The sequence below is a fragment of the Streptomyces litchfieldiae genome (assembly GCF_031845365.1).
In the GTDB taxonomy this organism is placed as follows: Bacteria; Actinomycetota; Actinomycetes; order Streptomycetales; family Streptomycetaceae; genus Streptomyces; species Streptomyces litchfieldiae.
In genome coordinates, this window is sequence record NZ_JAVREL010000020.1 from 1 (window position 1) to 14,002 (window position 14,002).

15 protein-coding genes and 1 pseudogene are annotated in these 14,002 nt (G+C 67.3%); 7 read left to right on the forward strand and 9 right to left on the reverse strand.

All coding sequences use genetic code 11. The features are described 5' to 3' along the window. The first annotated feature begins 206 nt into the window (after positions 1-206). Complete coding sequence (locus RM590_RS27615; protein WP_311707451.1) at positions 207-2,162, forward strand: polymorphic toxin-type HINT domain-containing protein; 1,956 nt, start codon at positions 207-209, stop codon at positions 2,160-2,162. Beyond that, on the forward strand, positions 2,159-2,503 hold the full coding sequence (locus RM590_RS27620) for a hypothetical protein (RefSeq protein WP_311707452.1): 345 nt from the start codon (positions 2,159-2,161) through the stop codon (positions 2,501-2,503). Before RM590_RS27615 ends, RM590_RS27620 begins: the two co-directional genes overlap by 4 nt. 150 nt (positions 2,504-2,653) lie before the next feature. Here RM590_RS27620 and RM590_RS27625 read toward each other — a convergent pair whose 3' ends face one another. After that, positions 2,654-3,289, reverse strand: a complete 636-nt coding sequence (locus tag RM590_RS27625; protein ID WP_311707453.1) for a transposase family protein — start codon at positions 3,287-3,289, stop codon at positions 2,654-2,656. Positions 3,290-3,487: 198 nt separating this feature from the next. Here RM590_RS27625 and RM590_RS27630 point away from each other — a divergent pair, with 198 nt between their 5' ends. Then, on the forward strand, positions 3,488-4,102 hold the full coding sequence (locus tag RM590_RS27630; RefSeq protein WP_311707454.1) for a hypothetical protein: 615 nt from the start codon (positions 3,488-3,490) through the stop codon (positions 4,100-4,102). A gap of 189 nt (positions 4,103-4,291) precedes the next feature. Here RM590_RS27630 and RM590_RS27635 read toward each other — a convergent pair whose 3' ends face one another. The 4 genes from RM590_RS27635 to RM590_RS36080 all read right to left on the reverse strand — a co-directional run bounded on the left by RM590_RS27635 (position 4,292) and on the right by RM590_RS36080 (position 6,775). Further along, positions 4,292-4,594: a TetR/AcrR family transcriptional regulator C-terminal domain-containing protein gene (locus RM590_RS27635; RefSeq protein ID WP_311707455.1), complete on the reverse strand. Its 303-nt coding sequence runs from the start codon at positions 4,592-4,594 to the stop codon at positions 4,292-4,294. A gap of 22 nt (positions 4,595-4,616) precedes the next feature. Beyond that, positions 4,617-5,180, reverse strand: a complete 564-nt coding sequence (locus tag RM590_RS27640) for a DDE-type integrase/transposase/recombinase (RefSeq protein ID WP_311707456.1) — start codon at positions 5,178-5,180, stop codon at positions 4,617-4,619. Positions 5,181-5,443: 263 nt separating this feature from the next. After that, positions 5,444-6,271, reverse strand: coding sequence for an HARBI1 family protein (locus RM590_RS27645; protein ID WP_311707457.1), 828 nt, complete (start codon positions 6,269-6,271; stop codon positions 5,444-5,446). A gap of 144 nt (positions 6,272-6,415) precedes the next feature. Further along, on the reverse strand, positions 6,416-6,775 hold the full coding sequence (locus RM590_RS36080; RefSeq protein WP_394813986.1) for a helix-turn-helix domain-containing protein: 360 nt from the start codon (positions 6,773-6,775) through the stop codon (positions 6,416-6,418). Here RM590_RS36080 and RM590_RS36085 point away from each other — a divergent pair. From RM590_RS36085 to RM590_RS27655, 3 genes are all read left to right on the forward strand, one after another. Next, positions 6,741-7,094 (forward strand): transposase, encoded by a 354-nt coding sequence (locus RM590_RS36085; protein WP_394813990.1) that lies wholly within the window; start codon positions 6,741-6,743, stop codon positions 7,092-7,094. The genes RM590_RS36080 and RM590_RS36085 overlap by 35 nt on opposite strands. A gap of 161 nt (positions 7,095-7,255) precedes the next feature. Next, entirely contained in the window at positions 7,256-8,122 is an 867-nt protein-coding gene (locus tag RM590_RS27650; protein ID WP_311707458.1) for a polymorphic toxin-type HINT domain-containing protein, read from the forward strand. Continuing rightward, positions 8,119-8,487, forward strand: coding sequence for a hypothetical protein (locus tag RM590_RS27655; protein WP_311707459.1), 369 nt, complete (start codon positions 8,119-8,121; stop codon positions 8,485-8,487). Before RM590_RS27650 ends, RM590_RS27655 begins: the two co-directional genes overlap by 4 nt. 217 nt (positions 8,488-8,704) lie before the next feature. Here the strand turns inward: RM590_RS27655 and RM590_RS36090 are convergent. Then, a pseudogene (locus RM590_RS36090) lies at positions 8,705-8,892 on the reverse strand (IS5/IS1182 family transposase); the annotation flags it as partial. A gap of 119 nt (positions 8,893-9,011) precedes the next feature. Continuing rightward, entirely contained in the window at positions 9,012-9,569 is a 558-nt protein-coding gene (locus tag RM590_RS27665) for a LacI family DNA-binding transcriptional regulator (RefSeq protein WP_311707460.1), read from the reverse strand. A gap of 394 nt (positions 9,570-9,963) precedes the next feature. Here RM590_RS27665 and RM590_RS27670 point away from each other — a divergent pair, with 394 nt between their 5' ends. Next, the gene (locus tag RM590_RS27670) at positions 9,964-11,022 is read left to right on the forward strand and encodes a methyltransferase (RefSeq protein ID WP_311707461.1); all 1,059 of its coding nucleotides are present in this window, start codon (positions 9,964-9,966) and stop codon (positions 11,020-11,022) included. 16 nt (positions 11,023-11,038) lie between these two features. Here RM590_RS27670 and RM590_RS27675 read toward each other — a convergent pair whose 3' ends face one another. Together RM590_RS27675 and RM590_RS27680 are read right to left on the reverse strand one after the other, a co-directional pair. Continuing rightward, positions 11,039-13,015 carry a DUF2264 domain-containing protein gene (locus RM590_RS27675; protein WP_311707462.1) on the reverse strand — a complete coding sequence of 659 codons (1,977 nt, stop codon included), beginning with the start codon at positions 13,013-13,015 and terminating at the stop codon, positions 11,039-11,041. Further along, a complete protein-coding gene (locus RM590_RS27680) occupies positions 13,012-13,995 on the reverse strand; it encodes a hydroxyacid dehydrogenase (RefSeq protein WP_394813991.1) in 984 nt (327 codons plus the stop codon). The genes RM590_RS27675 and RM590_RS27680 overlap by 4 nt, the downstream gene beginning before the upstream one ends. Positions 13,996-14,002: the final 7 nt, after the last annotated feature.

Here is a 14,002-nt window from a genome sequence, read left to right on the forward strand (position 1 = left end):
TCAACCGCCGCCCCGTCCCGCCATCGATCCCCCACCAGACATGGATCAACAACCCCGCCAAGCGACACCAAATCGAACAACAGAGTTCATAGCATCACATTCGTTTCATTTGACTTGACAGGCACCGGTACGACTACCTGCGCCGTCTGACCGAAGCCTGGGCCCAGACCGCCGACACCTGTCCAAGCACCCCCTCGGCCGGCGCCATGGGCGGTCCGGCCCCCTACTGGCACTCCTACACCTACGACGCCGTCGGCAACCGCCTCACGGAGAGCCTGCACGAGCAGGACACCGAGCGCACCTACGACTACCCCGAGCCGGGCACGGCGCAGCCGCACACCCTCACCTCGGTGGTCGAAGACGCGCCCGGCGTCCGCTCGCTGGAGGAATACACCTACGACGCCACCGGCAACACCGCCACCCGCCAGGTCGGCGGCGACACCCAGGAACTGACCTGGGACGCCGAAGGCCACCTCGCCAGCGTCGAGGAAGCCAACGGCGATGTCACCGAGTACCTCTACGACGCCGATGGCCAGCGACTGATCGGCCGCACCCCGACCGAGACCACCCTCTACCTCGGCAATCACACCGAAGTCACCCTCGCAGCCGACGCCGACACACCGGAAGCCACCCGCTACATCGACCTCGGCGGCGGCCACACCGCTGTGATGGCCAATGACGGATCCGTCACCTTCACGATTGCCGACCACCACGGCACCGGCCAGATCGCCGTCGACGCCGACACCGCGGAGATAACCAAACGTCGCACCCTACCCTTCGGTGACCTCCGCGGCGAGATCCCGGCCGTCTGGCCCGGCACCCGCGGCTTCGTCGGCGGCACCACCGACACCACCACCGGCCTGACCCACCTCGGCGCCCGCGAATACGACCCCGCCCTGGGCCGCTTCATCTCCCTCGACCCGGTCATGGACCTGGCCGACCCCCAGCAGATCCATGGCTACACCTACGCCAACAACAACCCCCTCACCTACTCCGACCCCACCGGCCTTCTGCTCGGCACCTGCGCCAAACTCGGAATCGACTGCGGCGACGGCAGGAAAGGCAAGCCCAACAAGAAGAAGGAACCTCCCCATGCTGGTGGCGGTGGAGGCTCCACAGGAAGCGGCACGGGGCGAGGGAACAACAACCCCGTATCCACAGTCGCAGCACCATCCGGAATGCCTTCAATAGGGCTACCGATACCGGACCCATTTGAAGATATTATTGACGAGGTAAAAGCAAGCTTCAGCCCAATGAGTTGGGTGGAAGGGCTGCGGGACCTATTGGTCCCGGACCCTGATCTGGAATGCATTTTCGGAGACCCTCATTGGGGCTGCGCGATGACCGCGGTCGAGCTCGCTCCCTGGGGCCGGCTGTCGAGACTCGCCCCAGAAATCGCCGACGCCCTCCGACGGGCCGACGGCGCACCCCCCTGCAGAACGCCCAACAGCTTCCTCCCCGGCACTTACGTCCTCATGGCCGACGGCACCACCAAAGCAATCGAAGACGTCGAGATCGGCGACGAGATCCTGGCCACCGACCCCGAAACCGGAGAAACCGGCCCCAGGACAGTCACCGCAGAACTCACCAACACCGGCCACAAAAACCTCGTCACCCTCACCGTCACCGACGACCACGGCAACAGCGACCCCCTCACCTCCACCGCCGAACACCCCTACTGGGCACCCGAAACCGGCGAATGGGTCGACGCCGAAGACCTCCAGCCCGGCACCCAGCTCCTCACCAGCGCAGGCGCCCACACCCGGATCACCACCGTCGAGACCCAGGCCGCGTGGGCATCGGTGTACAACCTCACCATCGAAGGCGTCCACACGTACCATGTGCAGGCAGGGCAGACGCCGGTACTTGTACATAATTCCAACGAATGCGATCCGCCGTTGAGGTCATTGCACCCTGACAGCTCCCTCGATAGAAGTTCGTTGGATTTCTGGCATAGGCAGGATACCGAGGACATCGTCTTTTCGTTGAGGCCAGGAGCGCATGAACCGCTGATAGTGAAACCGGATGGAACGATCGTGAACGGAAATACGAGGATCTCGGTCTTGCGGTCTCGGGGATACGATATCGACTCACTGCCGCGCGAGACGTACGGTGGCAGCCAACCTATGACGGATGAGGATTTCTGGGATATGGATCAATGAGCATTCGAGGTCAGGTTCTCGCGATCATGAACTCGGAGGCCAAGGAGACGTTCTTGCTGGCTATGGGGCATCGTCTCGGAATCTCGGCACGTGATGTCTTCGCCGGAGACGCTCAGCATGGGAGTCGGCAGGCTCAAGCCTGCAATGAGATGATGATCGCCATCTGGTCTCAGGTGTGGGCGATGAAAGATGGAGCGGTGAAGGGGTACCCGGACTCTGACTTCATTGCGATCCTGCTTGAAAAGGCCGATCTAGGCGGCGCGCGGCTACATCTTCGCAATGCGATTGAGAGTGCCTTGGTTTCGGTTGGGAAAACCGGAGGGAAAGACGGGGAGTCATAAGACCCGCAAAGTTCCCTGGTGATGGTCGATGGAACGCAGGAGTGCCCGCCGGAATAGATTCCTGCGGGCACTCCTTGGAGTGTGTGACGGCAACGCTGACGGCAACGTCAGCGGACAGTTACGACCGCCGGTGAGCGTTATTCACGGGCGTCACCAGCCGAGTCGGTAGGATTCAAGTGACGTGATGATGCGGATGACCGTAGGGAGTTCGGCGAGGCGTCCTCGATAGCCGGTGGCAAGTATTTTCCAGTTCTTGAGGTGGGCGATGCACCGCTCGACCGCCGACCGTATCGATGATATGGCCTTGTTGTTCTCCTTGTCGCCGATCGAGAGTTCACCGCCTTTCGGTTTCCTGCGAGGTGTGATGGCGTGTGTGCCCTGGTACGCGGGATCCGCGATGACCGCCGTGTCAGCCGTCAGAGCCTCCCAGCCGGACTCGGCGAACGCCCTGCGATCGTGGATGGAACCGCGAAACGGCGTGGACACGCCCACGAGTTCGCCGTCGGTGGTGGCCGCGACCTGGACGTTCAACCCGGCACGGCGCCGCTTGCCCGAGTAGTTGTCCCTGTGACCAGTACGGTTGCCGGTTGGTGTATCGGTTCCGTCCACCAGGACCAGCCGACCGCGTACAGCCTCGGCCAGGTCCGGCACATGCAGACACAACGCCTCCCCGATCAGCGGCAGGACGCCCCGGTACACCCGCGATACCGTCGACTGACTGACACCGAACAGATCGCCCACCGCCGCCTGATTCAGATTCTGCCGGACATATACCAACGTGATCACGACCGCGCGATACAGCCCAACCGTCGACGGCCACAAACGTTCCCGGCGACACCGTGTGATCTGCCAGATCCGCGCCGCCAATTCATCGACCTGGTCAGCAGCAAGCCCTGTAGTAGACTCGTAACGCAACGGCTCCGCCTGTAAGTCGTGTTCTGTGGAAGGAAAACGATCTTACTCGGTCGGGGCCGTTGTCTTACGTTGACCCGATTACGCCGCCTGAATAACGCTCTCATTCGGATCCCTCGAGGGCGCAAATCGAGGACTTCGCAACGAGCATCGACAGGAGATACGGCGATTATTACTGGCGAGAAACTAGATGACTGGATCGCGGAAATCGAACGCAGGCTCGAAGGATTTGAGCAGAAATTCGAGCGTGCGTTCGGTTATCCTTCGGGTGAGAATTTTGTCTCAAAAAACGAGCAGACGCTTACATCGGAATCACAAAGGAAGCTTCCGCAAGGTCTGGAGGTCTTTTACTCCAAAATCGACGAGATCTCCATGCCTGACGTCGAGAATGGGCTATTCGTCCACCCGATAAGGGTCGCCGTCGCTGGCGAGAGGGCGGGCTATCCCACAAGGGTGACCGGCGCCATCAATGGGGAAATCACGGTATTTGGCTCAGATGGAGGGGGTGGCCTTTTTGTCTACTTCACCTCAAGCGATTGCATCTATAGACTCAGAGGCGGCATGCTCGCCGGTGCGACATATGACGTCAGTGACGGGGGGGTCGAACTCCTGTCTCGCACCCTCTGGGGATTCCTGGAATTCATCTCGGATACCCTGATTGCCGCAATCTCCGACATGAGCAAGTAAGGGCTGTCCCGCTATCGCCTATGGCTTCGATCGGCTGCAGGGCCGTGGGCTGTCGGGTGCGCTTCCATCGCGAAGGCGGCAGTTCTAAGGAGCTTCGGCACTGTGGGTGACTGTGTACTCGGCGGGTCGAGGGCCTGCCTGTGCGGGAGGTATCGGGTGGTTACGCAGAGCGGTGGGGCGCCTGGTGTCTCAGGCGCCGTGGGTCCCCGGCGTGCCGTATCGGGCGAGCATGGTCAGCACCGCTTGGTCGACCGCGTTGGTGATGGCGGAGTCGTCGGGCTCCCAGCGTGCGAGCAGCATCCGCGGCCAGAACACGTAGTTGGAGATCATCCCGAGGAATTGGGTCGCTGCCATCTCCGCATCGTCAAGCCGTGCCGCACCAGCGGCGTTCTCCGCTGCCAGGTAGCGGCGGACGGCGGTGACCGCCTCGGTGCCCAGGTCGACGACGGTGACGTCGCACAGCTCGCGGACGAGTTGTGCGCAACCTGTCAAGTCAAATGAAACGCTTGTGCTGCTATGAACTGTGTTGTTCGAGTTGGCTGCGCTTGGCCGGGTCGTTGATCCATGCCTGGCGGGGGATGCGTGGCGGCTTTGGCCATCGGTTGAACCGTTCGGGGTGTCGCGCGTAGGCGGCGGCCAGGGTGGCGGCGCGCTGCTCGCGGACCAGTTCTGCGGTCCCGAAGTGTACGGAGGCGGGGGTGTGGTAGCCGATCCCGGAGTGGCGGTGGGTGTGGTTGCAGTAGCCGATGAACCCCTCCGTCCACTCCCGCGCATGCGCCAGCGAGTCAAACCTTTCCGGATAATCCGGGGCGTACTTGGTGGTTTTGAAGTGGGCCTCGCTGTAGGGGTTGTCGTTGCTCACCCTGGGGCGGGAGTGACTGCGGGTGACGCCGAGGTCGATCAGCAGCTGCGATACCTTCCTGGACGTCATCGACGTGCCGCGGTCCGCGTGCACCGTCTCCGGGACGATGCCGTTGCGCTCGATGGTCTCGCGGATCAACTCCTCAGCCCGCTCGGCCGATTCGGCCCGCTCCACCGTCCATCCGACGATGTACCGGCTGAAGATGTCGATGATCACATACGCGTGGTACTAGATCCCCTTCTGAGGCCCGGCGAGCCTGGTGATGTCCGTGTGCCACGAATGCGAAAAGAGAGGTGCGGAATGTAGGCAGGAACCTCTTTGGATGCAATGCTGCGTGGAAGATGAAGGAAGGCCCTTCGGAACCGCTCTTCGGGGAGAGGTTTCAAACCACGTGTGTCACGAACGCAGAGGGGAGTTCAGGTAGGAGAGCTTCACTGAATCCTTCTCGGTAACGCCATGTGACGTTCTGTGATCTTCGTTCAGGTGGTGCGTCCGTGTTCCAGCTGGAGCAGGACGAGGGCGGCTCGGGCGATCCGGGTGATGGCCGCGGGGTCGAGGCTGACCCTGCGCAGGGCCTTGAAGGTGACCTTGAGCAAGGCGTTGGCGCGTTCGGCGATGCCGTGGACGCCCCGGACGACCTTGTTGAACGCCTGCTGGTGCTCGGCGAGTTCGCCGCCCTGGGGTTTCTTGACCGGGTGGCGGAAACCGGGGCCGGCGTTCTCGTAGCCCAGGTCGGTCAGGGTCGGGACGTCCAGGATGGCGGCGAGGCGGTTGCGGGCGTCGACCAGGCCGTGGCTGCGGGCGCAGGTGGTGTCGTGCTCCCGGCCCGGGCGGACCGGGGAGACCCAGATCGGCCAGCCGTCCGGGGCGGAGATGACCTGCACGTTGCCCCCATGGTGCTTGTGCTTCCCGGACCACCAAAGATCCGCTCCGTTGGGGCCGGGGGCGGCGACGCGGTCGGTGCGGATGACGGTGCCGTCCAGGTTGAGGTGGGTGTATCCGGCTGCCGCCACCCGCTCCAGAGCGGTGGACAGGTCCGGTGCGTGGTCGGCGAGCACGGTCAGGCCCTCGTGCAGGTAGCGGTAGGAAGTGGGCAGCGATATGCCGTTGTCGCGGGCGAGTTGGGACAGCCGGGCGCCGTCGATGAACCACCGAAGGACCAGCACCGCCTGCTTGAAGACGCCCAGCGCCCGGGTGTTCTTGCGGGTGCCGACCCGCTCGCGGTGCTCGTGCAGGAGCCGGGCGAGGTGCTCGGCGGTCGCCCTGCTGACATCGAGGACGGCCGTGTAGGTGATACTGGAGGGCACGTGAAGCCTTTGGTCTTACGGAACTTGATCTTCGCAGACCCGTTCCTACCAAGGGCTTCACCCGTATCTGACGCCAGGTCATCAACCCCGCTCCGGGCGCCGCACCCCGTCACGCACCGCAACCGTCACGTTGCCGAGAAGACCTCAGTGACTCAAGCCCGTCGACTCGGGTGGCGACTGGCGGGTCAGCGCCACGATCCGCGAACGCACATGCTCGGGAATCCCTTGTGGCCTGCCAGGCCGGTCCCGGTCCACCAGCCCACCGAGGCCGGAACTCTCATACCGATCAAGCCACTTGTAAACCGTCGGTTTCGTCGTCCCCAACATCCGTGTGATGTCCGCGACGGAGTGTCCATCGGCGCGCAGCAACACGATACGCGCACGCGCAGAAACCGATCGATCATAGCCCTGATCACCGATCAAGGACCGAAGGGCGGAGCGCTGGTCATTCGACAAATCCACAGCCCTTATTGTCCCACAGGGTAGACTCAAAAGTAAAGCCACTTCAGTTACGCGACACTCTGGCGCTGACGTCAATGCCTGGCTCGCCGCACACCCCAATATCCACTTTCATTTCACCCCCGTCGGCAGCTCCTGGCTAAATCAGATCGAGATCTGGTTCGGCATCATCACGCGACAGGCCATCCGACGAGGCACCTTCGGATCACTTCGCATCCTCATCGATACCATCAACTCCTACATCACCAACTGGAACAAAGATGCTCGACCTTTCACCTGGGTCGCCACATCCAAAGAGATCATCGCCAAGGTCCGCGTCCTTCAACGAGACTTCAAGAAACTGGTCGCCAACAACTCAAAGTAAACAAACTTCAATTACGTGACACTAGATCCCTTCTGGAGACGCTCCGCGAGACGGTTGAGGGATTCCAAGGACTGAGCGACGTCTGCACTACAGACCCTCTCCGCTGGGAATGTGTGGGCCCTGGCGCTCTCGAACTCGGCACAGGAGGCAGAGGCCGCCGTGTGAAAGAAGCAGCGGAGGAGGCCCTCGATGTACTGAAAACCATTCGAAACCTCCTCAAGAGAAGCGACAAGGGCTGCAACAGCTTCGTGCCGGGCGTCCAGGTTCTCGTGGCGGACGGCAGCACCAAGCAGATCGAGGACGTCGAAATCGGCGACGAGGTCCTGGCCACCGACCCGGAAACCGGGGAGACAACTCCCCGGGCCGTCACTGCCGAGATCCAGGGCACGGGCTCAAAGCAGCTTGTCACCCTGACACTGCGTCCCGAAGACGGCCCCGCGACGACGATCACGGCAACAGACGGCCACCCCTTCTGGGTCCCCGAACTGAACGCCTGGATCGACGCCGAAGACCTCCAACCCGGCATGAACCTTGAGACCAGCACGTGGGACCTGGTCCGTGTCGCCGCTACTCGGCACACCAGCCGCATGGCCGCCGTACACAACCTCACCATCGAGGGCGTCCACACGTACTATGTGCTGGCGGGACAGACTCCGGTCTTGGTTCACAACTGCAATGGATGGGATTCCAGTACTGGAGGTCTTCGCGACGCGGTCTATGATCGGATCGAGAGTGCTCACGGTTCAAACGTCGCCGAAGGTGTGGATTATCAGGTACGGCGTATGCACGATGGTTCGAGTACGGCGGCAGATCACGTGATCCCTGGTATTGGTCACGATGCGGATGCCCTGGGCGATTACTTTGCTTCATGGCGTGGTCGAATGACACACGTGGATACTCGAACCGGTTCGCGTGTCGCGTACGACCAGACAAGAGGAGTCCTGATAGTCGAGAATTCCTATATGATTCACGGCTATAGCTACAACTACGACACCTTCGTGAATAGTGGGAGGTATACGACGTCGTGAGAGCAACCCTGCGTGTCACGCTAGAAGGGAATCTCTACTTGCTGGGCCTCGGAGAGCCGCAGCGCGACTTGATTCGAGAGGTGCTGTTGTTCTTGAGGGATCGCGGGGATGGGGATACTGCCTCCGTGGTGCGTGCCGGGGTCGATCGAGCGAGTTTGGGGCGGATAGAGGAGAAGCTGGCTGGCGGCGATATTGGTCTTTCGATCGGGGAGGTGCATGTCCTTTTCTCTGCGCTAACTGCCGCCGCCGTAGTGATTCCATCCGAGCAGGAATTTTTCACAAGGATTGGCTTCTTCAAAGAGCAGGCAGTGTCGCTAGCAAACGCGCTCGTACGTGACATCGCATCTGCAGTCGATTCACGGTAAGCGGGACTGAGCGTATCTTGACCGTCGACCGGGTGTTATCCCTGTTCGATCATTGCATCTGTGGGTGGTGGGTGGGTGGCAGGAGCAAAACAGAAGCCCGTCAGATTTGCCCTGACGGGCTTCTGTGGCGGTTGACGGCAACGCTGACGGCAGTGTCAGGGGCCGGCGGCGGCGATGGGCGGGTTGGGGTGCGTTGGAGGGCGCGGCGGATGGTGGCGGCCTCCGAGCTGGCGGGCAGGGTTTCGTAGTCTCGGGCGAAGCGCCGGTGCAGCATGATCCAACCAATACTTCGTTCGACGACCCAGCACCTTTTGACAACATGGAAGCCGCGAACTCCCGGGTTTCCTTGACGACTTCGACGTCGATGCCGAGGCTGGCGGCGTGCTCGATGACGGCGTTTTTGAAGGCGCGCAGGAAGCCCGCGCGCCGGCCGGGCGGGTCCTCCGCCTCCGCCGCGCCGGCGATCATCGCGAGGCGGCGGTGGCCCCGTGCCGTCAGCGCGGCGACGACGGCCGCCGTGCCGGTCACCAGGTCGGCGATGGCGGCGGACCCCGGGCGCCGGGAGCGTCGCGCTCGCCGACGAGCAAGAACGGATACGACTCGGCGGCCAGCCGCGCCATGTCCCCGGGGAACGTGTCGGCGCCGATCAGCACCGAACCGTCCGCCAGTTGAAGCGTGTTGACGCCGCCGGAGTACACCGACCGGCGGCCGGCGGCGGGGGCCGGACCCGTGAACAGCAGCAGGTGGTAGCCGGCGCGCCCGGCCTCCTCCTCGATGCCGGTGAGGAACGCGCCGCCGCCGTCGTTCGCCCCGGGGCGCAGGAGGGGCCCGGGCGTGAAGACGCCGATCAGCCGGTTGCCGCCCCGGGCCAGGCTGCGGGCCGCGATGTTCGGCACATAGCCCAGCTCCCGCACCGACCGCCACACCGGGTCCCGGGTGCGCTCGCCGAAGCCGATTGTGCCGTAGTCCCGGCCGTTGATCACCGAGGACACGATTCCGGTGGACACCCCCGCGTGCTGGGCGACATCGGCCTGGGTGATCCGCCGCCGCCCCGCGCCCTCGGCCTGTTTCGTGTCGTCCATGCGCGCGCCCCGCTCTCCGCCGCCCCGGCGCGGGCGCCGAGTGCCGTGGGCCGCCCGGGCGTTGACGGCCCAGGGTAGCCGGGCCCCGGCGCGCAGCCCGTGACCCGTGCCGCTCCGGGGAGGCGGCGGCGCGGGCCGGGCGGGAGCCGAAACGGCCGGTCCTCACCGTCCGGCGCGCGGGGTACCCCGGCCGGGGCGTTCCCATTCCGCGCCACGTGACCGTTTCCGGTCGAATCGGGGCCCGGGCCGCCGCCGTTGGCCTGGACCCCAAGACCAACGCGCAACCCCCCCAGGATCACGTGAGTTGGGTACGACAGCCACCGGTCGATCGGTTTGACTCTCACTCAGCCAACCGGGAGGTCCCGCGGCGGGCCGTCCAGGAACGGAGAGACGCATGGCAGGCGACGAGACGACACATCCCGATCACCGGGGCCGGGTCATCCAGCTCGCGTTCGGCACCATGGCCGCACAGACCCTGCGCGCGGCGGTGGAGTTGGGCATCGTCGAGCTGATCGGCGACGGCGAGCGCACGGCCGGGGACGTGGCGCGGGGCTGCGGCACCCAGCCGGTGGCGACGCTCCGGCTGCTGCGCGCGCTGGCCAGTCTGGGGCTGCTCGCCCAGACCGGGCCCGACACCTTTGCGGTGACCTCGGCCGGCGGGCTGCTGGACGGGCGGCGGCCCGACTCCGTCGCCGCGTTCGTCCGGGTGCTCACCAACCCGGTCATGACCCGCGGCTGGGAACGGCTCGCGGACAGCGTCCGGACCGGTGAGAGGTCCTTCGACGCCGTGTTCGGCACGGACTTCTTCGACTACCTCAGGCAACGGCCGGAGCTGTCCGCCGAGTTCAACACCGCCATGAGCCAGGGCGCCTGGGCGGTGGCGCGCGTCCTGCCCACCGCCTACGACTTCGGTCCGTTCTCCACCGTGGTGGACGTCGGCGGCGGCGACGGCACGCTGCTCACCGCCGTGCTGCGGGCCCACCCCCACCTGCGCGGGATCGTCTACGACACGGCCGAGGGCCTGGCCCAGGCCAAGGACACCTTCGAGCGGGCCGGGGTCGCCGACCGGGCCGAGACCGTGATCGGCGACTTCTTCGCCTCGGTGCCGTCCGGCGGCGATCTGTACCTGCTCAAGAGCGTGATCCACGACTGGAACGACGAGCAGAGCACCGGCATCCTGCGGCGCTGCGCCGAGGCGCTGCCCGCGCACGGCCGGGTGCTGATCGTCGACGAACTGCTGCCGGAGCGGGCGGACGCGGCGGGCGCCGGGCCGCTCGAACTGAGCGACCTCCACCTGAGCGACCTGAACATGCTGGTGACCATCGGCGGCCGGGAGCGGACCCGCGAGGACTTCACCGGCCTCTGCCACGCCGCGGGCCTGGCCACCCCGGTCGTGACCCCGCTGCCCCCGCCCTTCGCCTTCGCCCTGGTCGAGGCAGCCCTGGCCGGCTGACCGGCCGCCCGGCCCGTCACGCCTCCGAGTCGACCGCGGGCAGCGCCACCTCGGTGGCCGTGCCGTCCGGCCAGCGCACCGTGACCGCCTCCGGCCCGACGGTCAGCTCCGGTTCGGCGTCCGCCGGTTCCGGCGACCGGCCCAGGGTGACGACCGCCGCCAGCACCTCGCCAAGCGGCGGCGGCCCGGCGGTGGCCAGCCACGGGATCGCGGTCCAGGTGCCGAGCGGGCTCGTGTCGCGTTCCAGCGCGACACCCGCGACCGGCAGGCCGCGCAGCGGGCGCAGCGCGGAGCACAGCGCCGGGCTCTCGGCGCGCGCGCCGGGGCCGCGCTCCGGCGGCGCCTCGCCGGTGACCGGCCAGCCGCCCAGCCGCACCGCGCGCCACTCCGGGCGCGCGGCCGGGGCATCCACCCGCGCCAGCCGCACCTCGACACCGTCGCGCACCACGGAGGCGACGGTGACCGAGGGGCCCGGGGTGACCTTCCCGGTGCGGCCCGAGCCGTGGTCGGGCGAGTCGTCCCCGGCGCTGTCCACCCAGTGCGCGGTGCCGCGCGAGGCCGCGACCAGCACGCCGTCCGGGCGCCGTTCCGCGTAGAGGGTGGTGAAGCCGGACCGGTGCGTGGCGTGGCCGTCCGCGTCCAGCACCACCACGGAGTTGTCCAGCGGATCGGCCACCGTGCCGCCGGTCAGCGGCGGAACGGTCGCGGTGGAGTAGCCCAGCCGCGCGTAGAGGGGGGAGTCGGCGCAGTCCGCGCCCGGGCGGGCGTGGTCGGTGCCGTGGTTGAGGACCAGGGTGATCCCGTCGGCCGGCCGGGCGGAGATCAGCCAGCCGGGCGCCGCGGCCACGCGCGCGACGCCGCCCGTCTCGTTCGGCAGCGCGCGCTCCGGCGCGGTCCACACCGGGTGGTCGGCGGGCAGGGCCAGGCCCAGCATGCCCTTGGCCGCCCAGTACGGGGAGGACGGGCCGGAGTACGCCTGCCGCATCCCCGGCCAGGCGTGGTGCCAGCCGAGCGTGAGCAGCCCGTCGTCGCCGGGCACGCCGTGGTCGGCGAAGTGGCGCGCGATGCCGCTGACGGCGCGGCGCGTCAGGCCCGGGTCCAGGCCGCCGGTGCCGGTCAGGGCCCCGGTCCAGAACGGCGCGGCGGCGGCGAAGCGGTAGACCAGGCTGCGGCCCTGGAGCAGCGGCGAGCCGTCCGCGCCGACCAGCCGCACCGCGTCGTCGAGGTAACGCGCCAGGTCGCCGGCCCACCGCTCGCGCAGCGCGGGCGGGCACAGCGTGCCGGTGACGTCGAACAGGTGCGTCCACAGCAGCGGGTAGAGGTGCAGCGCCCAGCCGGTGTAGTGGTCGAAGGCCCGCTCGTCCGCGCCGTCGGACAGCCAGCCGCCGGGGCGGCGCAGCGAGGCGTGCACCGCCAGGTCCTCCTCGATGTCGGCGGGGGACCAGGGGCCGCCTGCCTCCCGGAGGAACGACTCGACGACGACGCGGAACCACACCCAGTTGATCGGCGGGTAGCGCTGGCCGATGACGGTGGCCAGCCAGTCCACGGTCCGCTGCCGCACGGCGTCGTCCAGGTGGTCCCACAGCCAGGGCCGGGTGAGCTGGAGGATCAGCGCGATCGAGGCCGCCTCGACCTTCGCCTGGCCGGCCACGTCGGGGCGCGGCCAGTACTCGGGCGAGGCGGGGTCGGTGCCCGCGGCGATGCCGTCGGCGTAGCGCTGGAGCAGCGCGGCGGCCGGCTCCCCGGCGCCGCGTTCGCCCGCGACGCGGAAGCCGGCGAGCAGGAACGACCGGGCGAAGCCCTCCAGTTCGTCGCAGTCGCGGCCGTTGCGGCTGGCCGGCCCGGGGAGGGCGTAACGGGCGCCCCCGGGGGAGCGGTGCGGGAGCAGGGCGGCCAGCAGGCGGTCGCCGTACGCCGTCCAGTGGTCCCGGGTCCAGCCCGTGTGCGGGGAGAGGGTCCGGTCCTCGGGGGGCGGGGCGGTCGGGTTCGTCATGCCTGCACCGCCAGCGTGCCGGGGGTGACGGGGTCGAGCGGTGGCAACCCGGCGGCGTAGCGCTCCAGTTCGGTCAGCGCGGCGGCGGTCATGCGGCGCGTCTCGGAGCCCAGCGAGCCGGCGATGTGGGGGGTGAGCACGACGTTCGGCAGCTCGTACAGGACCGAGTCTGCGGGCAGCGGCTCGGGCTCGGTGACATCGAGCACGGCGTGCAACCCGTCGTCCGCGCAGGCGCGTTCGAGCGCGGCGGTGTCCACCAGCGCGCCCCGGGCGGTGTTGATGAGGACCGCGTGCGGCGGCAGCGCCGCCAGCTCGGCGGCGCCGATCATGTGCCGGGTCTCGGGCAGCGCGGGCGCGTGCAGGCTGAGCACGTCGGCCTGTGGCAACGCCTCGGCCAGCGCGACCGGTTCGGCCCCGGCCGCAGCGATGGCGGCGGGGTCGGCGACCGGGTCGACGACCAGGACGCGGGCCACGCCGAGCCGGACCAGCAGCTCGGTGACGCGGCGCCCGACGCGGGAGAAGCCGACCAGGACGACGGTGCGGTCCCGGCCGGTCAGCTCGCCGCGCGTCTCCCGGTAGCTCCAGTCGGCGCGGAAGCGGCGGGCGTCGGCGGCCAGGAACGGCACCTTCTTGAACGCCCAGAGCACGGCGGCCAGCGTGTACTGCGCCACGGGCTCGGCGTTGGCGTCGGCCGCGGTGGTGACCAGGACGCCGCGGTCGAACACCGCCCGGGGCACGTGGAAGCGCACGGTGCCGGCGGCGTGCAGCACGGCGCGCAGCCGCGGCGCGGCGCGCAGCACGTCCTCGTCCAGCTCCGGGCAGCCCCAGGAGGTGAGCAGCACCTCGGTCTCGGCGAGCCGCCGGCGGACGGCCGGGGAGGTCAGCTCGTCGGCGACGAGCGGCTCGCCGAGGGTCGCGAGTGCGGAGAGCCGGGCCAGCTCCGCGTCGCCGAACTGGGTGCCGAACCAGTGCGGGCTCATCACCAGC

Coding starts and splice junctions, on each gene's coding strand:
- RM590_RS27615 (WP_311707451.1), top strand. CDS start 207: ATGGGCGGTCCGGCCCCCTACTGGCACTCCTACACCTACGACGCCGTC.
- RM590_RS27620 (WP_311707452.1), top strand. CDS start 2,159: ATGAGCATTCGAGGTCAGGTTCTCGCGATCATGAACTCGGAGGCCAAG.
- RM590_RS27665 (WP_311707460.1), bottom strand. CDS start 9,569: ATGGACGACACGAAACAGGCCGAGGGCGCGGGGCGGCGGCGGATCACC.
- RM590_RS27670 (WP_311707461.1), top strand. CDS start 9,964: ATGGCAGGCGACGAGACGACACATCCCGATCACCGGGGCCGGGTCATC.
- RM590_RS27675 (WP_311707462.1), bottom strand. CDS start 13,015: ATGACGAACCCGACCGCCCCGCCCCCCGAGGACCGGACCCTCTCCCCG.
- RM590_RS27680 (WP_394813991.1), bottom strand. CDS start 13,995: ATGAGCCCGCACTGGTTCGGCACCCAGTTCGGCGACGCGGAGCTGGCC.